We start from the raw sequence: 23,477 nt of genomic DNA on the forward strand, positions 1-23,477 counted from the left end.
CCACATGAACTCACCTCGAAAAATTTTCCACCTAGTTAGCTATCTGCAATATCCTCTTTTGCTCGCCGGAGTGTGGTACTATATCCCTTTTCTTAAATCGCTACTAAATCATGAGCCGGACTACTTTTTCCTCAATAATGTCCTGATCTTTTTCGGTGTGGCGATCAGCTTTTCGTCGCTACAAGACCCGCGAAAGACTCAGAACAAGCTCTCCAGGAAAATATGGCAAAGCCCAAGAAAAGGCAAATTAGCGATCATCTACATCGCTGCTCTGGCATTTAGCTTCATCATCGGGGGGCTGACGGCTATGTACCTGACTTCCTCTCAGGAATCTCAGGGGATATCTGTCGGCATCACGGTCTTAGGAATCGGGCTGATTGGTTTGCTCAAGACGGCTATCGAGATGTTTGAAAATCATAGGCGGGATAAAAATCCTGAAACCACTAAAAGCTGAGCCAAAAAGCTCAGCTTTTAGTAATTCTCTACAGCTCCCGGATCCAAATATTTCTAAACTGCATCTTGTCGCTATGATCTTGCAGCACCAGTGGTAGTTTTTCGGCATGAGCCACATAATACGGCGTACCAATAAAGCAGGTAGGCCCTAGCAGCTCTACGTTGTTTTGCACCAGGATGTCGTTATGAAAAACCGTCACGCGTGCAGGGCTCACCACGGTGCCTTTGTCAGAAAACTTTGGCGCCATAAAAATGATGTCGTACACCTGCCACTCTTCTGCCGGCCGAGAGGCATTGGCCAAAGGAATGTGCTGCTTATATACAGAAGCTGCTTGCCCATTGTTGTAGGTAGGGTTCTTGTACGAGTTGAGGACCTGCACTTCATACATTCCCATAAAAATCACTCCGCTGTTGCCTCCCTGCTGACCTTTCTTGTCTGCCGGCATTTTAGGCGCACGCCACTCGATATGCAGCTGCACATCACCAAAAGCCTGCCTGGTAGCTATACTTCCTGTTCCGGGGTTTACCTCCAGTGCTCCTTTTACGATGTTCCACTCGGCTGCTTCGCCCTTATAGTCAGGGTCCATCAGTGGTGCCATGGCTTCAAACCCTTCCATATTCACCGGAGAGCCATACTGTGCTTTTTGCCAGGCATTCAGGTTTTTGCCATCAAAAAGAACGATGGCGTCAGATGGAGCCGAATGGTCCACCGTAGGCGTAACCACGGGCACTTTTTTATAGAGTTCTGTTTGCTCCCAGGGCTTGGTCTTATTGAGCTCATCCCAATCGGGCTGTGGGATATCCTGGGCATTGGCGAAGAATGCAGCTCCAGCGAGCAGCGATAACATCAGTTTTTTCATCTATTCTACTTCTTTATTTTAAAAACATTAAAACTACATCTTCAAGGGGAAAATGCCACACGCCTTTTGTAGTTTGGCACGCTCAAATGGCAGCACTACTTTATTTCCTTGTACTCAAGCCACTATCGCTTTTACCCCTGAGAGTCATCTACCTACTCAGTGACCTTCTGTATTGCTTGCAGTTTGTAGGTTTAGCTTATCGCAAAAAGGTGGTCACCTGCAACCTGCACAAGGCCTTTGCGGACCGCAGCCCCGCCTGGAGGCGCAAAGTGCGGCGCCAGTTTTACAGACATTTTTACGACCTACTAGCTGAAAGTATTAGCCTTTTTAGCATTTCGCAAAAAGAAGCCATTCGTCGTTTTCGGGTGGTAAATCCCGAGCTATTGGAGGAGCTAGCTGAAGCGAAAAAGAGTGTCGTATTGGTTGGAGGGCATTACCAAAACTGGGAACTGTACGCCGTAGCCTCCAACCCGCAGATCCCCCATCAGCTGACGGGCATTTATACACCACTTACCAATCCATTTTTTGAAAAGAAATTTTCGGGGAGCCGGTCGCGCTTTGGACTTAAACTGATCCCCAAAAAGCAGGTTAAAGACTTTTTCGAAAGTTCTTCCGGTTTGACTTGCACCACCTTTGCGGTAGATCAGTGCCCACGAAAAGGGCAAAAAGTGTACTGGACCACTTTTTTGGGGCAACCCACAGCGGTGCATTTTGGTGCAGAAAAATATGCCCGGACGTATGATCAGGCAGTAGTCTTTGGGGCTGCTAAAAAAATCAAAAGAGGGCACTATGAACTGCACCTAGAGCTAATGGAACCCAACCCACGGGAGACTGAAGCCGGAGCAATTACCCAGCGACATACCGCTCGTTTGGAGCAGCAAATCCTGGAAGCACCAGAGTATTGGCTGTGGACACATAAGCGCTGGAAACTTCAACCGTAAGCTCCCAGCGCTACTGCATAGTTTAATCTTCTCCTCTCAGCGAATTGATCCACTGAGCGATTTTTTGAGCATCGGCACGAGGCACCTGCGGCATGGGCGCCATAGGTGTGGCATAGCCCGGCCAGTTTTCCGGCTCGGGATTGTAGATCAGCTCCACAATACGCTCATCAGTATACCTGCGCTTTGCTACATCTGCAAAGGAAGGGCCCACCACACGCTTGTCTGCCTTATGGCAGGCAGAGCAGGCATTTTTGTCAAGCAGCGCCTTCACTTGTTCGTAGCTAAGCACCTCCTTTACTTTTGGCTTTGCCTTCGCTACGGGTTTTTTCACCGGCTTTTTGATGGCTGCAGAAGAGCGCCTGGTGCTCACCTCTGACCTGTCTAGCCGCTCCCCATCAGGTATATTGTTGAGGGTGTAGTAAGCTTCCGGGTGAAGTACGGGCATGTTTTTGTCTGCGGAACGTATGCCCGGCACATTGATCTGATGGATAAAATGCTGCTTCATGTTGTCCACCAGCAGACGAACGCTCTTTCCATCATCGGCCACTTTCACTCCTGAAATCTTTAGCTCCTCCTCCCCAATAGTAGGACTTCCATACACGGGGTGGTACTTGTAGGTAAAAAGCTTCCCATTGTAGCTATCCAGATCTGCCGCACTTTTCTTATCAATTTCCAAGGTAAAGAAGAGCTCAAAACCGTCGGGCCTTGCTGACACGGTGTAGATTTCCATTGGGGTGTCTCCGATCCAAACCAGCCGCTCAAATCCTGAGTTGGTGTTTCCTGCCGATCCCCAACCACGGTTGGTTTCTCCCACGTACAAGGATCCGTCATTGCCCCAGTCCATTCGTAAAACACCTGACTGAAAGCCTTCTCGAAAATCAAAGGCCACGCCCTGATAAGCTCCGTTAACTTCTTCCAATACCACACGCATGATTTTGCTTTGCCCCTGATCTCCCACAAAAATCTGACCGGCAAAAGGACCAAATGCACCTCCGGTTTCGTCTTTGAGGATTTCCGAATTGGAAATACCCAAAATAGCATGAGGCAGCCAAACGGCGGGCAGTTTTACTTCATCAAATTCCTTCTTTACTGCGGCGAGGGTCCATGGATTTTCTTCATCCGCGATATTTTCAGGCTTCACATACCGACCATCCTTTTTCACCTTACGGTGATCAATTTTAGCTGAAAACTCGGCTTCTGTAAGCTGCACAGGTGATCGTTCGTCCTCGGACCAGCGCAGGCCAGCAGGGTGCCCGGTGAAGTCACCTTTTTCCACATGCCAAACACCACCACTTCCCATCCAGTCTCCCTGGTTGTCTGCGTAGAAAAACTCACCATCTATCAAACCAATACCACAAGGGGAGCGCATACCTGTTGCCCAGGGTTCCATTTCCCCATCAGGGGTAATCTTCAGCGTCCATCCACGCCACGGCACGCGGCTTTCTCCACGCCACCACTCTTCATCACCGAAGGCTACGTTTCCGGTAACGAACATCGATCCATCAGGAGCTATCTTGGGGCCATAAGAATACTCGTGGTAGTGACCAGAAAGCGGCCAGGAATATACGGTCTCATAGCTATCCGCCCGATCATCACCATTGGTATCTCTGAGGCGGGTAAGCTCGCCGCGCTGTGTGGCGTACAAAGCCTGCTGATAATACGCCAGACCTAGTGGTTCATGTAATCCCGTAGCAAACAAGGTGAAGTTAGGCACCTGACCTCCCTCCATGGTGGGGTTCTCTACCAGCCAGACATCCCCCCTTCTGGTTGCCAGTGCAATTCGCCCATCAGGGAGGGTTGCCACACCACCTACTTCCAGCAAAATACCTTCTGGCACAGGAATGGTGACAATTTTATAATAATCATCTTCTGTAGGCTGTGCTACTGCCACTACCGACATAGCCAACAGCACTCCGATAAATAGTTGTTTGAAAAAATGCATGTCTATGTGAGTTACCAGATGAGTAAATAAGAGATTTTCTGAGCGGGTGCTGTGATCACCAGTGCCTGCTGATCTGGCCCCAGGGACCTAACTTCGCTTTGCATACCAGCTGGCACGCTAATGAAGTATTGCTTATCGCCTACCGCATACAAGCCCGCACCCAGTGCTTCTATCTGGCTGGCTGTAGCCGCCTGCACCTCTGCGAGTACACCTTCTGGAAAGATAATTTCCCGAGCTAGCGCGCTACCATCTTCGGGTTTTAATTGGTCTTGCACTGCTACACCGCCTACCTCGAGGTTAAAAGTCGGGAGCCCAGTCGCCGGGTCCAGTTGATAGCCTTTAGTAATTACTTCCGATTTTGCCTGCCCCTTGATGGCTATAGATGGTGCGGCTGACAAGTACTGCACGAGGCCTTGCGGGTTGAAAGTAGCATTTCCCCTGTCATGCCACATCGGAGTAGCATCTACAAATCCTCCTCGCCACATCGACACGGGAGAACCAGCGGTCTGATCATATAAGAAGTGAACGCCCTCCGGAGTGCCAACGCCTACTGCATGGGTAAGCAATCCGTCTACATCAGGGTGCCGTGCAAAAGCACGAACCAGGCGAGGCTCACTGCCCGGCTCCACCAATATCGGGGCTGTGGCACTTCCTCCCGGAGGAAAGGAACTGAACGCATGCAGGTCCTGCCAATAACTATTGGCTGTGGCTACCTGCACTCCCAGACGCTTGCCGCGCCACGCCTGAAAGTGGCTATAAATCAGCTGAAAGTCATGAGCTCCTGCACTGAGGGCTACCGATCCCTCGGCATAGTTATACCCTTCCGCGACTACCTCTCCATTAATTTTGAGCACACCTACACAGCCCAAATGCAGTCTGAAGGTATGGAGTGCATCATCGGGCACAGTGAGCTTACCAGTAAAGCTCACCCCAAAATGCTGTGGCTCGTCGGCCACTTCGTAAGTCAAAGTGTTGGTCTCTCCTGAGGCTACCACTTCTCCTTCTTCAAAAAACTGCTTTTCTGATTCGAATCTCCCTCGGCGCACCTCATACTGCAAGGGTCCGAGCTTCGCCTGCCCCTCTTTCATTTTTTTGTACCGAATGTTTCGAAAGGCCACAGCACCATGATCGCCCTGAATCAATAGCGGCCCCATCGGTGCTTCTTGCTTTGAGATCTGCCCTCCGGTATAGGTTGGCAACTCCACATTTTTATGGATCACCATGCCATTAAGGACTACTTCCTGTATACGTGCATTGGCTATTTTATTGCCGGCTTCATCGAATCTTGGTGCTTTAAAGTCGATCTTCAAGGATTGCCAAAGGCCGGGAGCTTTGGCGGCATTGAGTAGCGGGGCCTTGCCCATGTAGCTCTTTTGGATGTCTTGCTCCCAATTGCGGTAGATCCCGCCAATATCTGAGAACTGCGGGAGTCTTACTCCATAGCTATCGAAAAGCTGAATTTCGTACCTGCCTTGCAAAAAAATACCACTATTGGAGCCCGGAGGCATCATCACCTCCAATTCCAGAATCAGGTCGCCATGCTGCCAGGAGGTCAGCAAATTATCCTTCTGCTCTTCAGTAGGCAAATTGATCAAAACACCTGTACCACTCGTCACGCGAATGGGTTCTGGTGCTTCTTCCTGCTTGCCACGTTTCTTTTTTTTCTTTGGTTGTGGTTCGTGAGTAGCATGGGGGTCTACTCTGGGGTCAACTACCACATCTCCTACGACCTGCCAATTGCCTGCTTGAGGCTCAAAACCAGCCATATCTTCCAGCTTGAGGTATTCGTACCCATCCTGCGCATGAATACCTATAGAAAACAGCCAGAAAAGACCGATTAGCAATATGCTTTGTTTCATCATGTTTGAGAATTAAAAAAATGGGTTAAAAAAGGAATTTCCCTTGAAAGGTAATAGAAATCTTTCGGCTACAAGTTTATGGACTGAAAAACCCAATACTTGCCTGCCATACCCTGAGGCTCAACTCCCCACCAGCACAAAAGCCACCGCAACTGTCACTAAACAATCGCAGTGGCTTTTCCACTTTTTCAAATACTTTTCCATACTGCCAGGACTCATCAGTCATCTGGAGTATTTAGCTAATCGTCACAGGATCGTTTGGAAGGGTAAGCCTTGTATGCATGATGATGGTCATGCCCACGAGATCTTGCGTGTAACCGGGACTTGGCGTGGTTGGAGTTGCGATAGCCATGCGCATCGCGTCTGATATCATCTCTGTAGAAATGCCCTTCATGCCTGACCGGCCTGCATACCGCATCTCGATAAAACCGCTGATCAAATCCACAGGATCTTTGGCACTGGTGTCTTCTATAGTCAAATGGGAAGTTTCGCTCCCTGTAAATCACTTTGCCGTAAGGAGTCATGCGCACCTTGATAAACATACCTCCTCGCCGCAAGACCACATCATAAAATGCCCGGCGATAGGTGCTCACTCGAGCCACGTGCACTACGTCATGCCGGTAAAAATCATGCTGAATTCTATAATATACTTCGTACGGCAGGCTCCATTGATACGCCTCCCCGTGTGAAGAAACAAAGTGCTGTCCTCGTCCTTCTGATAACCCGAAAGCCATCAATACTACGCTTAGTAAAATTGCTTTTTTCATGGCACTAAAAATTTGGTTTACGGGTGATGAAAAACCAAGATTAGTGCCAAAGAAGCCCCTCTACACGCAACTCATTGGTGCACTGAAACTTAACTATTGGGAATTAGCAGCTAGAACTCAACTTCTAAAGTCTATTGATCAAGTTATTTGCAACAGCATAGAGTGTTACAATCCCCAAAGTCAATCCATAGATTTTCCAAAGAGTGAATATCTTACGAAGATGAAAATTCGATTTGAGGCGCCATGCTATTACAGTGAAAAATGTGACTATTGATATATTGGTCATTAATATTATTCCAACCTTTCCCAATGATATATTCGGCCAATTCAGAAGCAAAAGAAGCAGTGTAATCACAAGAATTGCCAAAAGGAACTTTGGATAGTTGGCTATTGCCCATTTGACAAACTTTAAATCTCCCTTATCATGGTCATAATGAGCAATAATCCCCAGTCTTGGTAGTTCAAAAAAGCATCCATATACTGTTGCAAAAAGTATGGCAAGCCATGTTTCAATATTACTATCCAGTGAGAATATTAATAGTGTCATCAAAACAGTGTTGACAACTACACTAACTAGAGCTCGATGGTAAAAGTTTAACTCTTTAAAGGTCACTGAAATTACAATTTGACTCAAGTAGGCTAACAAAATAAGGCCTCCGAAAACCACTATGACCCCATTTGTAAGCATGAACAACTCCTCGATGCTCTTGATACCGTGGATACTTACTATTGATAAGAACAAAATGAAAAACATCACAAATTGAATAATGAAGCTCTTCACAACTATGATTTCTTCATTCCGTTCTATCGACAGTTTCATTTCATAAATTATTCAAGACGTATTTCATCATTAATTGAAATAACCAAAAACGGAATAACCTACATATTTCTCCTGTACTGCCCCCCTACCTCAAACATGGCGTGGGTAATCTGCCCAAGTGAGCAGTACTTGGTGGTTTCCATCAGCTGAGCGAAGGTATTTCCGTTATTCAGCGCCACCTCCTGCAGCTGCTTGAGCATTTTTTCGCTGTGCGCTTCATTTCTGTGGTGGAGCGCATTGAGGTTTGCAATTTGATCTTCCTTTTCCTCGGTGGTCGCCCTGATCACCTCATCCGGAATCACGGTAGGTGATCCTTTGGAAGACAAGAAGGTATTTACACCAATGATCGGCAGATCGCCATTGTGTTTTTTGGTTTCGTAATAGAGGCTTTCCTCCTGGATTTTACCACGCTGATACATGCTCTCCATCGCTCCGAGTACCCCGCCTCGCTCCGTGATGCGGTCAAACTCCAACATTACGGCCTCCTCTACCAGGTCCGTAAGCTCTTCGGTGATAAATGAGCCCTGCATGGGGTTTTCATTTTTGGCCAGGCCAAGCTCTTTGTTGATGATCAGCTGAATGGCCATAGCCCGACGCACGGACGCCTCTGTAGGCGTGGTGATGGCCTCATCGTATGCGTTGGTATGTAAGGAATTACAGTTGTCATAGATCGCGTAAAGTGCCTGCAGTGTAGTGCGGATATCATTAAAATCGATCTCCTGTGCGTGCAAAGAACGACCTGAAGTCTGAATGTGGTATTTGAGCTTTTGGGAGCGCTCATCGGCACCATATTTCACCTTCATGGCTTTGGCCCAAATACGACGTGCCACTCTACCGATCACAGCATATTCTGCATCTACTCCATTGGAAAAGAAAAACGAGAGGTTTGGAGCAAACTTATTGATGTCCATGCCTCTGGACAGGTAGTACTCCACGAAGGTGAATCCATTTGCCAGCGTAAACGCCAACTGAGTAATAGGATTTGCCCCAGCCTCCGCGATGTGATAGCCAGAGATGGATACCGAGTAAAAGTTGCGCACCGCCTGATCAATGAAATACTGCTGTACATCCCCCATCAGTCGAAGCGAAAACTCCGTGGAGAAAATACAGGTATTCTGGGCCTGATCCTCTTTTAGTATGTCTGCCTGCACGGTACCTCGCACACTTGAAAGCGTACGTGCTTTGATTTCTTGATAAACCTCTGCGGGCAGTACATCGTCTCCAGTTACCCCAAGGAGCATCAGCCCCAGGCCATTGTGACCAGCCGGCAACTCTGCGTTGTATTTTGGACGCTCACTGCCCAACTTATCATAGATTGCCTTGATCTTTTGTTCTACCTCCTGCTCCAGGCCATTTTCTTTGATGTAAAGCTCGCACTGCTGATCAATGGCTGCATTCATAAAAAATGCAGCTATGGTAGCGGCCGGTCCATTAATCGTCATGGATACGGAAGTAGTCGGGTCACAGAGATTGAAGCCCGAATACAACTTTTTGGCATCATCCAGGCAACAAATGCTTACCCCCGAGTTTCCGATTTTCCCATAGATATCCGGTCGGTGATCCGGATCTTCGCCATACAATGTCACTGAATCAAAAGCTGTAGACAAGCGTGCTGCTGGCAGTCCGTGAGAAAGGTAGTGAAAGCGCTTATTGGTTCGCTCTGGGCCACCTTCTCCGGCGAACATCCGGGTAGGGTCTTCGCCTTTTCGTTTGAATGGAAATACGCCCGATGTAAACGGAAACTCTCCTGGCACATTTTCTTGCAAGCTCCACTTCAGCACATCGCCCCACGCCTCATAGCGCGGCAGGCTTACCTTTGGTACGCGGGTGTGCGACAAAGTAGTGGAGGAAGTTTCCACGACAATTTCCTTGCCCCTCACCTCATAGGTAAAAGAGTCTCCGGCATAAAGCTCCTTTTTCTTTTCCCAGCCCTCTAGCAGCTTCTTATTGTGCGGATCCAGGTCCAACTCCAACTGGTCTTTCGCCTCCTCTATGGCTTTCAGCGCACTCTCCTTGTCCAGGTCTTTCATCACCTCCATGGACTTATTGAGGCCGTAGAGTTTCTGAGCGATCTCGCGTTGTTTTTCTACCGTCTCATTGTAGTCGCGGATGGTTTCGGATATCTCTGAGAGGTAACGCGTACGTTTGGGAGGTATGATGTAGATCTTCTCCGACATCTCTTTGGTCGAAGCAAAATTAGACTTCAGTTCCGCACCCGTTTTCTCTACCAACTGATCCATGATCACCTTGTAGAGCTGATTCATACCCGGATCGTTGAACTGACTCGCGATGGTGCCGTAGACAGGCAATGCATCGTCTTCCGTTTCCCACAAGCCATGGTTGCGTTTGTACTGCTTTTTGACATCACGAAGTGCATCCAGTGCCCCGCGCTTGTCAAATTTATTGAGGGCGATCACATCCGCAAAATCCAGCATATCGATTTTCTCCAGCTGAGTAGCTGCACCATACTCTGGAGTCATCACATAGAGTGACATGTCTGAGTGATCGGTGATTTCAGTATCCGACTGCCCAATCCCTGAGGTCTCGAGGATGATCAGGTCAAAACCTGCAGCTTTTACAATGTCCACCGCATCTTTCACATACCTGGAAAGTGCCAGATTGGACTGACGTGTGGCCAGTGAGCGCATGTATACCCGATCTGAAAAGATAGAGTTCATGCGAATACGGTCGCCTAGCAGCGCCCCACCAGTCTTTCGTTTGGAAGGGTCCACTGAGATCACGGCAATGTTTTTATCTTCAAAATCTAGCAGAAAACGACGAACGAGCTCATCTACCAGCGAAGACTTCCCTGCTCCTCCCGTACCGGTGATCCCAAGTACCGGAGCTACTTTTTTGGCAGCGATGGTCTCTCGAATCTGATCCAGCACTTTTTGATTTTCCTCAGGAAAATTTTCGATCGCAGAAATGGTCCGCGCTATGGAGTTGACATCTTTTTTATCGAGTGCTTTCGCCTGTCCGTTGAGGTTTTTTCCTACCGGAAAATCACTTCCTTTTACCAGGTCATTGATCATGCCCTGTAGGCCCAACTCCCGCCCATCGTCGGGAGAGTATATTCGTGCTATGCCGTGTGCATGAAGCTCATCTATCTCTTCTGGGAGAATGGTACCACCTCCACCACCATAGATGCGAATGTGCTCTGCACCCCGCTCTTTGAGCAAGTCATACATGTACTTAAAGTACTCCACATGCCCTCCCTGATAGGAAGTGATGGCTATGGACTGAGCATCTTCTTGTATCGCGCAATCCACGATTTCCTGCACAGACCGATTGTGCCCGAGGTGGATTACTTCGCAGCCAGTAGACTGAATAATGCGACGCATGATGTTGATGGCGGCATCATGGCCATCGAAAAGAGACGCAGCGGTGACTATACGTATATGGTTGACGGGCTTGTAAGGCGCTTCAGTTTGAGACATATGCTTTTTTGTGTTGAATTAGGGTAATGTTGTTTTTCTAATTTGGGTAACACAAAAATAAGTAAAAGCAAATGCTCAGCGAGCGGATTTTGTGAAATGGATTTTGCACCCAATGATCTTCCTGATAGTACCAGATTGAAGAAATAAAATAAATACTTATTGGATTTAGATATTAATTTTCAATTTCCTCATTCGAATATCAATCTAGCACTTATGAAAAGAAGAATCTTCCTTATCGTTCATGACGACAACCATCAAACCAAGACAAGTCAAATCTTTGACCTATTAATCTTGGTATTCATAGTAGCTAGCACGATTGAGATCGTTTTAGAATCCGAAGAGTCATTAGCACTTGAATATTCTGGCATATTTCAAATTGTAGAAACTACTTCAATTTTTGTCTTTACAATTGAGTATCTATTGAAACTTTGGAGTTGCGTAGAACGTCAAAAATACAGTCATGCTATTGTGGGCAGGTTGAAATATGCGTCTACACCTTCAGCTCTAGTGGACTTGCTGGCCATTCTCCCAGCATTTCTCCCATTTCTTGGAATTGATCTCAGGTTTTTAAGAGCACTTAGGCTACTTCGGATATTTCGCATCTTAAAAATAACACGCTATACAAAAGCCTTCAATACGATTCACAAAGTCTTGAAAAACAAGAGTGAAGAATTAATAATAACCAGCTCATTCATTGTTGTAGTGCTAATTATAGTATCAACATTAATGTATTATGCTGAAAGAGAAGCACAACCTGAACAATTTTCCAGTATTTTGAAATCACTATGGTGGGGTGTAGTCACTTTAACGACAGTCGGTTATGGAGACATTTACCCAATCACACCAATTGGCAAAGTTTTGAATGGAATCATAACGCTAATTGGTATCGGACTAATAGCACTTCCTTCTGGGATCCTCGCTTCCGGGTATACGGAAGAATTAATATCCGAAAAACAAAAGACTCCAATCCATAATCAATCGGAAAACTATTGACGTAAAAGCACCCATACTTTGACAGAATAGCACCGAAGAAAAAATTCGCTTAACTTCTACTTTTACTAAAAAAAGTCATGATCACAGTACAAACATCAATAAACGCCCCAATAGCGAGCGTATGGGAGAAATGGAATTCACCAGAAGCCATCATGCAATGGAACCAGGCCTCACCTGACTGGCACTGCCCTACGGCAGAGGTAGATTTGCGCGTAGGTGGCAAGTACAAGTCTACCATGGCAGCTAAAGACGGCAGCATGCAATTTGATTTTGAAGGCACCTACACTAAAGTCATCCCCAATGAGCTTATAGAGCACACCATGGCTGATGGCAGAAAAGTGCGTGTTCAGTTTGAAAAAGCGGGTGAAAGTACCCGAATAATTGAGGAATTTGAACCAGAAACGTCACATCCAGTAGACATGCAAAGAGATGGGTGGCAAGCCATTCTTGATAATTTCAAGAAACATGTGGAGGCACTATAAAAAAGCCGTCTCAGAAACACACCTAAAGCAATTACCTCCGGGCATTGTTTCTGAGACGGCCATCAATTAGCTGAGTTTTTACCTACTAAAATATGGTATAAAGCAGCCCTATGTTAAGTCCAAGCGTATTGAAATCTGGTTCCACGTCTGTAAACACGTGTCGGTATTCGAGGTTTGTATCTAAAAACCACTGGTTTTCACTAAGCTCAAATGCAAGGCCTACCCGAGGAGATACCCCTGCATAGGTATCAGCATCTACCCCTTCCAGGCTGGACCCAAATGTAAACGTACCTGCACCGAGCTCTCCATACAAATCTACCCAGGTGGCCAGGTCTTTGTGAATGGCTGCAGTCACCTGCACAGGCACTATGGTCAGTCGCTCACCGTCCAGCCCATCAGCATCATAGGGCAGCGCCTCAAAACCTGCCTCAACACCTACATCAAACCGGTCGTTGAAGTAATAGTCAAAGGATACATCGGCTCCGGCCCCGGCATTGTAAAAATCTGCGTTATCCCCCAAAGGAGCTGCTCCTGAAAAGTTAACCCCTACGTTGGCACGTTGTGCTGTAGCCGAAATCAAACCAAATCCGATAATTGCCAGTATTGTGTAAACTATGCGTTTCATTGAAATAATACAATTTTCGTGATACCATGTCATTTCCGCACTTGCGGAATCACCTGCCATACTAAAAAGACCGTACCAAAGCCTAAAAAGAGCCTAAAAACCATCCAAAAGGCAATAATCAAGCCTAAACATTCTCAAATCGACAAGCATATTTTCAGATTTAAAATCCATCTCATCGGATATTCTCTACGATTGAACGTTGTTTATTTCCAATTTTCCAACGAAATCGATAATTTCAAACCTTCTAACCTCCTAATATTTATGAAACGATCACTGACCTTCCTATTTGCTTTGGCTGTGTATAGCCTGAGTGCGCAGACTCCCATCACCAGTATTCCTTTTCAGCTATATGGTGACCACATGCTCATCAAAGTGAGCGTGGACAATTCGGAGCCCCTTGATTTCATCTTTGATACGGGATCTGGACTCACCGTAATAGATGATGATGTAGCCGACAGACTAAAGCTCCGTGGCAAAAAAGTGAAAATGAACACGACCAAGACGACCATGGAGCTCATCAAACACAATGAGATTGAGATCAATGGCTTCCCGATGGAAAAAAACATCAAAATCTACTCAACAGATCTGGACCATCTGGAAATCAGCCTAGGGCGAGACATTGACGGCATAGTGGGGTATGACCTTATGCATCATCACACGCTCCACATAAACTACGCTCGAGGAATCATGGACATCTATGAGCATGGGGAGGGCCCCGCCGATGGAGACGTAGTACCCTTTCACCTAACCATTTCTATCCCCACTATAAAAGGAGCCGTCACACTCAACAACGGAGAGCCACATGATGGTAAGTTTTTCATTATGTCAGGGGCGGGCACCACCCTGGATTTCAACTCTCCCTATGCTGAAAAATGGGATGTCATTCATAAAACGGGTAAACACTACTCCTATCTGGTGAAGGGCATCTCCGAAGAAGAAACACTGCATTATGAGGGTCATGTGCTTTCCTTTTCATTTGGTGATCAAACCATAGAAGACCTACCAATCGGGATAAGTATGGCTAAAGAAGGCATACAGGCTCACCCTGAAGTAGCTGGAATCATTGGTAACCAGGTGCTCAGCAAGTTTAACATCACCATAGACCTGCCTGGCAAAAAGCTCTATTTCCAACCCAATAAAAACTTTGACAAACCCCTGCATGTAAACTGTAGCGGCATAGACATACAGCTGTCCAAAGACAAGAGGCGGGTATTGGTTCATCAGGTTTTTGAAGATAGCCCGGCGGCTGAAGCCGGCATCCAGCTCAATGATGAGCTGCTATTGATCAACGACACCCCGGTAAGAGATGTTCCGCTGCCTCGCATCAAAGAAATGCTCAGACAAAATGGTGAAGAGGTCACCCTGGTGCTCAACCAGAACGGCGATGAGAAGACCGTAAGCCTTGCATTGCGGAGCCTAATCGAATAGTCACCTAACTAACTGGCATTGTCCTTGTAGTCTGTGAGCAAAAAACTCAACATACCATGAAACATATATTTCTGAGCACCCTGGTGTTTTTGATGGCGATTGTAGCAAATGCACAAGACACTGAGCAACCAACGCTGACGATCAAGGGCACCTCCAGCGCCTCTGTAAAGCCTACTGAAACGACAGTAAGCTTTCGAATAGAAGCACAGGGAACTTCCTATACAGGCACCATCAATGAACTTATTCGACGGGTAGACCTACTTACCTCCTCACTGAAAAAACTAAAGTTTGAAGACCATGAAATAGTGACATCCAGCTTCAGCGTAGATAAAAACAAAAAATATGACCGGGGAGAATGGAAAGAGCTCGGGTATCTGGGAGTGCAAAACGTAAAAGTCACCTTTGGGATGGAGAAGAAAACCTTGCTGAAGGTACTCAACGAAACCACCGATAGTCAGGCCAACCCAGAAATCAGCATTTCATTTGGACTGGACAAAGAGCGACAGGCGAAACTAAAAAATGAACTCCTGCAACAGGCAGTAAAAGATGCCCGCCTGAAAGCAGACTTATTGGCCGGAGCTGCAGACTATGAAGTGGCTGGGATTAAATCCATACAGTATCATGAGCAGTCTGGTGGAGGGCCACGCCCCATGTATGCCATGGCTGAGTCTGCAGAGCTATCTAGAAAAGCCGATGTGCAGTTTTCAAACTTTGAAGCTGACAATCTAAACTTTCAGGAGTCTGCCAACATCGTATTTTACTTACAGTCCGCAAAATAAAAGCACAAAAAAAACCGGAGGGGCCGCCAATATGGATGATATAGTCCCTCCGGTTATTGCCATATAAAAGATCTTCCTAACGGATTACCAGCCCAGCCTTGGGACAATTGTGAATTACCTCGTGCTTAATTAGGAAGACAATGCGCCCGACCGTCTGTACGAGCAATACAATATTAGAGGTATTGTATCACCCAAATCCTCTCAATTTTCCTGTAATCACCACTCGGTATTTTTACTGAAGCTCCTCTGGCTGTAATTTCATGATTCGGTGTAGCTTTCCGCAAAACCCAATCATTGCGCTCTAAATCAATGTTTTGAATGATTTTTTCTTTAGTGTTTCGAGCTTAGAGGTGCGCTGAATCGTGTTCACATTATTCCCAAGCCAACCTATTGACAATCACCTATAACAGGTCAATAAATCTTTTTGACCAAATGACTTCTACCTGATTTTCATCCTATCGATTCTATCCAGATAAATGGAACGGTAGTTTTCCTTGGTCTCAGCGCTCAACGCAGACCGATCGATGAGCGTCAATGCCTTAGGGTTTGGCTCACTAAAATCTTTCAGAATACGCTCTACTCTGGACTTATGCATCTCTATCTTTTCTCCAAAATGGACAAAGTCCTGATAGGTAAAAAAGCCACCATTCGGCAGTATAATGCCGATCCTGCACTAATGGATGCATCACCGAAGATGACTGAAGGAAATAGGCAATATAATGCCTATATAACGGCTCTGGAGTTTCACAAATTCACCGAGGAGCTAAACATGACGAAGATCCATAATTATTGAAACCACACTATTCGCCCTCTTTCATGATGGTTTCCAGCCTCCTAAGCGCCCACTGATTGTTTTCTAAATCAATGTTTTGAATGATATTTTCTTTTTCTTTAGTGGTAAGATGCCAGCTTAGCGAAGCACGCTCTAGCTGCTTGCGCTCAGTTTCTTTAGCCTCCACCAGATAGCTCTCATCGATATTGGTATAGGTGTTATACTCCAGCTCCACAGTCTGCAGCGGTACACGCAAGTTATCTTTCAAACTAGCTATTCGTTCATCATTGTTGACATCCTGGATATTGCCCAGATTATTGTACACACTAGCTATGGGGTAGGTCATCCGCTGAATTAGCGAGGGATTGGACTGTGGCTCTATGGGTGCATTTTTCCGAGTATCCCTGATGATCACCATGGTTACACCTGCAGTATTTTCTTCAAACCACTCTTTAAAAACCTCAATAAACCGAACCGCATCACCCACACCAAAATTATCAGAAATACCAGCATCCATCACCTCTATACGGGGCTCGCTAGGCAAGGACACAGTAGGAGTGATGTAGGGAAAAGATGCGGACATTCGGAGGGCTGTGAGAAAATTTAGGTTTTCGGCTCCCTGCTTTTCAAACAGTCGATTAAAGCCAACCCCAGCAATCTTACCATCAGGATCACCCGTAGTGCTTTTGCCCATAAATGACACACGCTGTGGCGAAATGTAAAGCTTTCTGCCGTCATTGGAAATAACCGGTGACATCAGCATCATAGGTATTTGTGCTTTCATCTCTGGCTCTCGATAGGCTGCCAGTTTTTTGTCCAGCACCCCGCCCAGGTTTCTATTTAGGTTTTCTTCAAAGACATAGCCTCTGTCTTTGAGATAAGATTTTTGGTCATACGTATACCGGCGCACCCTAAAAAACGCATCATTCACTAGGAGCGAAAACACGATGGGGTTGAGATTATCTCGACCGATCATCCTGAGCCGTTCTGAAACCGCGGGTATTTTTTCGCCTTGAACCTTTCGCCAGTAGAGCTCCCGAAAATAAGCTGCCCCTACCATTCCTCCTGAGGCACCTGTAATGAGTACCGTTTGGCGCATAAGCTGCCCTTGCAATATGCTATCTACATTGACTAGCGCATTTAAACTCCACAGCGCTGCACGCTGACCTCCTCCACTGACACACAAAAACACTGCCCTGGGGTTTGGCTCCACCTGCTGCTGCCTCCAGCTCTCAAGGGTCTTTAGCATCTGTAGGCTATCCTCTCTAAAACACTGCTCACTGTTCAACTCTCGCAGTTTGCCCAGCGTATAATTCACCCTCTCTCCTTCATAGTCCAGCCCCCTGGCAGGGTACTCACCCTGAATCAGCCCCCACTTCACCAGCAAGTTGGCCAGCAAAAACAAGCCAACAGCAGACACCAACCCCCAGCCTCGCAGCCAATAGGAAAAGGCACCTACCAGCATAATCACTATGGAAAACATCAGCAGCGAACTGGCGGCAGCAGGTATTTGAAGGTACTCATTATCCATAAAGGTGCCCAGAAATAGAATCAGGAAAATGACCCCAAACTCTATCACCACAGAATTGAAGTGATTCTGATCGAATACTTTCAGCACTGCTTCCTTGTCGTAAAAATCCTGAAGCCTCCTACATGACCTCACCCTCAACTTCAGATCGAAGTACGAATAAACCTTATACCTGCGTGCTCTACTTTCGGTGAGCTTGTTCATCATCCGCTCTCTACTGAGGCTAGACTTTCGCAGACGTTTGTCTACAGACCCTGCCAGGTACTTAAAAATGTCCTTGTTGGTAAACTTGAAATAAATAAAAAATACAGCGAGCATCACTGCCAAACCACACAACAAACCCACTACGTCCAGCAGAATGTTTACACTACTGGCAAATTCATTACTGCTTTGAAATCGAATCAATAAGACTACATAAGTGATCAGTGCAATAAGCGGGAGCACACTGTTATTGATAGAAAACTTCGCAAAAGGACGCTCCAGAATACCCACAAACGTGAAACGATGGCTATCCAGAATATAGCAAGTAATATGAAAGGCCATGGTAAAATTGCCAAACGCCAACCCTACCATAAAAAAGCTCCAAAACCCGACCTGGTTTACATACTCTGGATCCAGATAGAGGTAATGAATGCCGTAAATTTTACCAATACCACCGCTGATAGTGACCACAAATAGCACCCACAGTATCACCAGGGCAAGATTCCTCCTCATATGATGAAAAACCAACTGAACAGGAAAAGAATATATGATCGAATCTATAGATTTACGCATCGTGTGCCTTGGGCATCTTCGGTTTGGATCAAGTTATACAAAATCCCAAAAATGAGAGAACATGAGTAGTGAATCAGGTCATTTTTTAAGCCAGGATGGGCTGAAGCTTTTTTACCGCTATTGGGAGTGTGAGTCACCAAGGGCTATTCTGTGTATCGTTCATGGCCTGGGAGAGCACAGCAACCGCTACCATGAGCTAGCCCAGCAGCTGGCCAACTCGGGAATAACCACCTACGCTATGGACCTCAGAGGGCACGGTAAGTCGGAAGGAAAAAGAGGACATGCCAGGAGTATAGAGCTGCTCATGAGCGACATAGAAGAACTCCTCAAAACCGCCAGAGCCGAGCACACAGAACTCCCCATGTACCTGCATGGGCAAAGTATGGGAGGCAATCTGGTGGCTAACTATGCCATTCGAATGAATACCAACGAGCTAAGTGGCATGATCCTTACGTCTCCATGGCTCAGACTTGCGTTTGCGCCTCCGGCCTGGAAAGTAAAGCTCGCCGGCATTGCTAAAAGCATTTTTCCATCCTTAACACAACCGAACAACTTGGACGCCAGACAGTTTACGAAAGATGAAAACGCCATCAGAGCGTACAATGAAGATCCGCTGGTGCATGGACTTATTTCCGCAAAGCTCTACACAGAATGTGCCGCTTCCAGTGCTTATGCCCTGGACCATGCCGATCAAATCAAATTGCCCGCGCTGGTCTTTCACGGTACCGCAGACCCAATAGTAGATTGGAAAGCCTCTCAAGAACTAACCCAATGCATGTCCACCAAGGTGCAATGGGTGCCTTTGGAGCATTTCTTACACGAACCACTTCACGATAACTGCAAAGGGGAAGTCACTGATCAGATGATTGATTGGATGCTCAGCAATTCGTAGAGGCATCGTCTGAAGATTCAGCAAATTGCCGAACCTTAGCTTCTTGCTGGAGCCTGAATTCTTCTTCAGGCTTGCCTAAAAAATAAACTTCCACTTCGGTGCCATCGAACTTACGTATCATGATGTGAAAGTAAAAGGCATTGAGCTGAAACATAAAGCCCCCATGGACATTGGACTTATTGGGTACAAACCCTTCAATGCCTGAAAGGATGTAGTCGGGCATGACTCTATTTTGGACAGTCATCAGCAGACCTTCGTCCTGCTCTGTGAGCATCCCACGAAACATGTAGATAGCATCACCCATTCGAAAAACTACCTTAACAAGTAGGTCGTTCAGGCGATGCACTGTGATTTGCGAGGAGGTAACTTCGCGTGAGGCAGCGCATACCATGTTTCCCCAGTATACCCGGGAAATTCTTTTTGTGAGACTTTGTTCCATTTGCAGGTTAGCTGATACCAAAGGTAAGCTCCCAGAAGGGAGAGACCAACAAAACCACATGAATATACATTAATTCACCGTGAAAGGGAATATTATTCTCCCAACTGATCTACCGGCAAAACAATCCTAAAGGTAGACCCTTTACCTTCTATGCTACTAACTTCTATTTTGCCATGATGTTCGGTAATAACACGATGAGAAATAGCCAACCCCAGCCCTGTGCCCTCACCCTGGTCTTTGGTGGTAAAAAATGGGTCAAAAATTTCTTTCATATGAGCACTGGATATCCCATGTCCTGAGTCCGAAATGGCGACTGATATCTGTGCATCTTCTGTAGATGTGCGAATATCGATGACTCCCTCATCTTTAATGGCATGAATAGCGTTGTTCAAAATATTTAAGAAAACCTGATTGAGCTGATGAGGATTGCACAAAATACTGGGCACATCACCCATATACAGATTGATTTGAATTCGACCTTTCACATGGTGTTTCACCAGATTTACCGTAGAGCGCACCGAATCGTTGATGTTGTACCGATAGCGCCTGGACTCTGCAGGCATCGAAAATGTATTAAGATCATTCATGAGGTTTTTCACTCGTGTGGTACCCTCATCTACTCCATCGAGGAGTGAATGAAGCTCCTCAAACAGTGCATCAAAATTTCTAGTCTTTCCATTTCCATTGGCCTGAGGACCACCCATATCCTCAAGATACTCTTTAAGCTCATGGAGGTCGTTACGAATAGGTGCCACATTACCTGCTACGTAGTTGATGGGATTGTTGATCTCATGTGCCAGCCCTGCTGTGAGTTGTCCCAGAGACGCCATTTTTTCAGACTCTACCAGGCGCACCTGTGCCTGTTTGAGCCGGTTGAGCGTTTTTTTCTGCTCGTCATTGGCCTGTAGGAGCTTCATTTCTGTATCCTTCAGATTGGTAATGTCCACATGGATGCCCAACACATAAGCCTCATCACCCAACAGCATTCGGCGCTTACTCAGGAGCAGCCAGTGGCCGGTTCCATCCGGAAACTCGTAGTAGGCCTCCTCCTCTACTACTATGTCGTCATTCAATATTTCTCTATCTTCCTGCTCATAGCGGTACACATCCTCCACACTTTTATGAGTCTCACTGATACTCTCGCCAAGGACCTCTTTATGAGGCACCCCCAGTGAGTTGGCCATCGCTCGATTCACCATTACGTACCTGCCTTTCTCGTTTCGCACGAAAATGAGGCTAGGGAGACTATCGATGATGCTCTGAAAAAACTGACTCTGCAGATTGATCTCTTTGGTTCGTCTTTCTACTTCCTCCTCCAGATGGTCTTTGTACTGTTCGAGCTCCTGCTCCGCCCGTATTCGCTCTGTTACGTCAGCAATATTTCCCGTAAGCCCTATTACTTTTCCCTGATCATTGTATACGGGGTTGTACACCTGAGTATAATAGCGATCTTCAAACCTGCTAGTGACCGTAAAATGCTCCCCAGAAAGGGCCCTGTTGAAGCTTTTCGAAATCTGGTGTGCGAGATCCTCTGGAAGCATGCTCAAAATGGAGGCTCCTTGCTTTACTTCACTTCCAAAGTTTTTCTGAATGCGTTCGGCATGGATTTCATTGAAGTAAACATATCTATACTCCCGATCTAAAGTAAAAATGCTAATGTGCTCGGGGTTTTCAATAAAAGCCGCCAATCTGGCATCAAAAGCCATAAGTTTGTTCTCAACCTTCTTCTGATCCCACTCCCGCTGCTGAAACAACCTGAGCACGTAGCGCACAAGCAAAAGGTAGCCGATAAGTACCCCCAGCGACAGGACTATAAGCAAGGCGCCTGAACCAAAAGGTGCTGATTCACCTACGCTACCATACTGATGCACAGCAAATAGTAGCAGAAAAAGGGTGACAACCATTAGGACCCCCACCCAAATCAGACCTTGTTTGAGCATTTTTAGCGGCTTCATGACCAATGAAAGTAGGTTTAATCCTCCACTGGTAGAAATAAAATGAAGCGAACGGGAATTTAATAGAGCTCATCGTAGTATTGGGCAGCCATCCTGGCACTGCCAAAGGCCGGCAACACGTCCTTCATAGCCCTGACTACCAACTTGTTCCACCCTTCCGCATCTTGATAATAAAGAGGAAGAACCACCTGCTCTAGCAAATGCATTAAACTCTCATAATCCTGGCGGTCGTGCGCATTTTGATCTACATTCATGTCGGCCGGAGGTATAACAAAACAGTTCTTACCATCTTTCGCAAACTCAGGTATCCACCCATCGTAAGTCGACAAATTCACGGACCCATTCATAGCTGCGGTCATTCCGCTGGTACCAGAAGCTTCTCGCGTGATTCTAGGAGTATTGAGCCAAATATCCGAACCATTTTTGAGCTTACGCGAAAGTTCCAGCTCATACCCTGTAAGTACAGCAACATTTGACTTGTGCTTCGAGTACTTGATCAGTCGGTTAAAAATGGTTACCGCATTCTTATCTTTCGGATAGGGCTTACCTGCCCATATGATCTGAATGGGATATTCCTTATTGGTTAGCAATTTCTCCAGACGAGCTTCATCCATCAGGAGTAAGTCAGGTCGCTTGTACGCCGCAAAGCGTCTGGCCCAGACTACAGTTAGCACTTCCGGATCGAAGATTTTCCCAGTTTGATTGGCTACTTCTCTGAAGAGCTCACGCTTGAGTTCGTGTTTGCGTTTGATCAACTTTTTGTGATCGGCTTTCTCTGCTGCTTTCTTCAAAATCTCATCTTGCCAGTAAACTGCATCCTGTGCATTGGTAATAGGAATTATTTTACTAATGCCATTAAACCCCTTCCACATATCCTTAGATACTTTGGCGTGTATTTTCGAGACTGCATTCGATCGCTTGGCATGACGCAAAGCTGCCACAGTATAGCTGAGCATACCTTCATCTGTGGTTTCTTTTTGCAACTCTTCATCGGAAAGATGCCTTCCAAAAAAGCCCATATTGTTCAAAAATGCACCTTCACGCTCCTCGTTACCGGCCTTTTCTGGTGTGTGGGTGGTAAAGACAAACTGATCTTTCTTCACTCCCTGATCTTTCAGGTAGTAAAACGCAGGCAAGCCATGCCCTTCATTGAGGTGATAGATATCAGCACCTCCCAAAGCTTCCACTACTTTAGCTCCACCTATCCCCAGCACAATGCTTTGGCTGATGCGGGTCAGGTCGTTGTTGTCATAAAGCCGATCGGTTATGGTTCGAGACAAGTGGTCGTTTTCTGGCACATCAGTGGATAGCAAATACATCGGCACTGTGCCAAAAATCTCGGGCTTTAGGCAGTATGCTCGAACATGTACATGTGCATTTTCAAGAATTCTTATCTGAACCTGAATGCCCGTATCTTCCAAAAAGGCATAGTTTTTCTCTACAAAGCGAGGCTCCAGTGTACCATCAGGTTTCCGTCCCTGATCATAGTAGCCGTATTTCCACAGCATACCTATACCGATCATGTTTTGCTTGAGCTGATAGGCACTACGCATATGGCTTCCGGCCAAAAAACCCAATCCACCAGAGTAGATTTTCAAGGCCTGATCAATGCCAAACTCCATACTGAAATAGGCTACTTTCTTTTGGTATTTTTTATCGATTTTGTACGGGTGGTTCCAGGTATTATAGGCTGACATCATTTCTATTCGTAATGGTTTTTGCCCGAAAATA

20 protein-coding genes are annotated in these 23,477 nt (G+C 46.3%); 8 read left to right on the forward strand and 12 right to left on the reverse strand.

All coding sequences use genetic code 11. From position 1 onward, the window contains the following. Positions 1-4 precede the first annotated feature (4 nt). Positions 5-454 (forward strand): hypothetical protein, encoded by a 450-nt coding sequence (locus C7460_RS00975; protein ID WP_115866187.1) that lies wholly within the window; start codon positions 5-7, stop codon positions 452-454. Between the two features lie 28 nt (positions 455-482). Here C7460_RS00975 and C7460_RS00980 read toward each other — a convergent pair whose 3' ends face one another. Next, positions 483-1,313: a 3-keto-disaccharide hydrolase gene (locus C7460_RS00980; RefSeq protein WP_115866188.1), complete on the reverse strand. Its 831-nt coding sequence runs from the start codon at positions 1,311-1,313 to the stop codon at positions 483-485. An 86-nt stretch (positions 1,314-1,399) separates the two neighbouring features. Between C7460_RS00980 and C7460_RS00985 the strand changes: the two genes are divergently transcribed. After that, the gene (locus tag C7460_RS00985; RefSeq protein WP_170147841.1) at positions 1,400-2,254 is read left to right on the forward strand and encodes a lysophospholipid acyltransferase family protein; all 855 of its coding nucleotides are present in this window, start codon (positions 1,400-1,402) and stop codon (positions 2,252-2,254) included. Between the two features lie 22 nt (positions 2,255-2,276). Here the strand turns inward: C7460_RS00985 and C7460_RS00990 are convergent, their stop codons facing one another. The 5 genes from C7460_RS00990 to C7460_RS01010 form a co-directional block, all read right to left on the reverse strand. Then, on the reverse strand, positions 2,277-4,196 hold the full coding sequence (locus C7460_RS00990; RefSeq protein ID WP_115866189.1) for a DUF7133 domain-containing protein: 1,920 nt from the start codon (positions 4,194-4,196) through the stop codon (positions 2,277-2,279). Positions 4,197-4,207: 11 nt separating this feature from the next. Then, a complete protein-coding gene (locus tag C7460_RS00995) occupies positions 4,208-6,058 on the reverse strand; it encodes a family 16 glycoside hydrolase (RefSeq protein WP_115866190.1) in 1,851 nt (616 codons plus the stop codon). A gap of 236 nt (positions 6,059-6,294) precedes the next feature. After that, positions 6,295-6,822, reverse strand: a complete 528-nt coding sequence (locus C7460_RS01000) for a hypothetical protein (RefSeq protein WP_115866191.1) — start codon at positions 6,820-6,822, stop codon at positions 6,295-6,297. Positions 6,823-6,946: 124 nt separating this feature from the next. After that, positions 6,947-7,642 carry a hypothetical protein gene (locus tag C7460_RS01005; protein ID WP_115866192.1) on the reverse strand — a complete coding sequence of 232 codons (696 nt, stop codon included), beginning with the start codon at positions 7,640-7,642 and terminating at the stop codon, positions 6,947-6,949. 59 nt (positions 7,643-7,701) lie between these two features. Next, the gene (locus C7460_RS01010) at positions 7,702-11,079 is read right to left on the reverse strand and encodes a methylmalonyl-CoA mutase family protein (protein WP_115866193.1); all 3,378 of its coding nucleotides are present in this window, start codon (positions 11,077-11,079) and stop codon (positions 7,702-7,704) included. 213 nt (positions 11,080-11,292) lie between these two features. Between C7460_RS01010 and C7460_RS01015 the strand changes: the two genes are divergently transcribed. Next, the gene (locus tag C7460_RS01015) at positions 11,293-12,072 is read left to right on the forward strand and encodes an ion transporter (protein WP_115866194.1); all 780 of its coding nucleotides are present in this window, start codon (positions 11,293-11,295) and stop codon (positions 12,070-12,072) included. Positions 12,073-12,149: 77 nt separating this feature from the next. Beyond that, positions 12,150-12,554, forward strand: a complete 405-nt coding sequence (locus C7460_RS01020; protein WP_115866195.1) for an SRPBCC family protein — start codon at positions 12,150-12,152, stop codon at positions 12,552-12,554. Between the two features lie 85 nt (positions 12,555-12,639). On the opposite strand, the gene C7460_RS01025 is transcribed toward C7460_RS01020, so the two are convergent. Further along, on the reverse strand, positions 12,640-13,179 hold the full coding sequence (locus C7460_RS01025; RefSeq protein ID WP_170147842.1) for an outer membrane beta-barrel protein: 540 nt from the start codon (positions 13,177-13,179) through the stop codon (positions 12,640-12,642). Between the two features lie 261 nt (positions 13,180-13,440). Here C7460_RS01025 and C7460_RS01030 point away from each other — a divergent pair, with 261 nt between their 5' ends. After that, positions 13,441-14,607 carry an aspartyl protease family protein gene (locus C7460_RS01030; protein ID WP_115866197.1) on the forward strand — a complete coding sequence of 389 codons (1,167 nt, stop codon included), beginning with the start codon at positions 13,441-13,443 and terminating at the stop codon, positions 14,605-14,607. A 56-nt stretch (positions 14,608-14,663) separates the two neighbouring features. After that, positions 14,664-15,386, forward strand: a complete 723-nt coding sequence (locus C7460_RS01035) for an SIMPL domain-containing protein (protein ID WP_115866198.1) — start codon at positions 14,664-14,666, stop codon at positions 15,384-15,386. A 439-nt stretch (positions 15,387-15,825) separates the two neighbouring features. Here the strand turns inward: C7460_RS01035 and C7460_RS23590 are convergent, their stop codons facing one another. Next, positions 15,826-15,981 (reverse strand): hypothetical protein, encoded by a 156-nt coding sequence (locus tag C7460_RS23590; protein ID WP_170147843.1) that lies wholly within the window; start codon positions 15,979-15,981, stop codon positions 15,826-15,828. Positions 15,982-15,999: 18 nt separating this feature from the next. On the opposite strand from C7460_RS23590, the gene C7460_RS01040 reads away from it, so the two are divergent. Then, a complete protein-coding gene (locus tag C7460_RS01040; protein ID WP_147302812.1) occupies positions 16,000-16,179 on the forward strand; it encodes a hypothetical protein in 180 nt (59 codons plus the stop codon). A gap of 7 nt (positions 16,180-16,186) precedes the next feature. On the opposite strand, the gene C7460_RS01045 is transcribed toward C7460_RS01040, so the two are convergent. Next, positions 16,187-18,400, reverse strand: a complete 2,214-nt coding sequence (locus tag C7460_RS01045) for a patatin-like phospholipase family protein (RefSeq protein ID WP_170147844.1) — start codon at positions 18,398-18,400, stop codon at positions 16,187-16,189. Positions 18,401-18,521: 121 nt separating this feature from the next. Here C7460_RS01045 and C7460_RS01050 point away from each other — a divergent pair, with 121 nt between their 5' ends. Beyond that, positions 18,522-19,352, forward strand: a complete 831-nt coding sequence (locus tag C7460_RS01050) for an alpha/beta hydrolase (protein ID WP_115866201.1) — start codon at positions 18,522-18,524, stop codon at positions 19,350-19,352. Here C7460_RS01050 and C7460_RS01055 read toward each other — a convergent pair. The 3 genes from C7460_RS01055 to glgP all read right to left on the reverse strand — a co-directional run bounded on the left by C7460_RS01055 (position 19,339) and on the right by glgP (position 23,446). Continuing rightward, a complete protein-coding gene (locus tag C7460_RS01055) occupies positions 19,339-19,791 on the reverse strand; it encodes a hypothetical protein (RefSeq protein ID WP_115866202.1) in 453 nt (150 codons plus the stop codon). The two genes, C7460_RS01050 and C7460_RS01055, sit on opposite strands and share 14 nt — an antisense overlap. Positions 19,792-19,883: 92 nt before the next feature. Continuing rightward, on the reverse strand, positions 19,884-21,746 hold the full coding sequence (locus C7460_RS01060) for a PAS domain-containing sensor histidine kinase (RefSeq protein ID WP_115866203.1): 1,863 nt from the start codon (positions 21,744-21,746) through the stop codon (positions 19,884-19,886). Between the two features lie 59 nt (positions 21,747-21,805). Further along, positions 21,806-23,446, reverse strand: a complete 1,641-nt coding sequence (gene glgP / locus C7460_RS01065; protein ID WP_115866204.1) for an alpha-glucan family phosphorylase — start codon at positions 23,444-23,446, stop codon at positions 21,806-21,808. Positions 23,447-23,477: the final 31 nt, after the last annotated feature.

Source organism: Marinoscillum furvescens DSM 4134 (genome assembly GCF_003386095.1).
Lineage (GTDB): Bacteria > Bacteroidota > Bacteroidia > Cytophagales > Cyclobacteriaceae > Marinoscillum > Marinoscillum furvescens.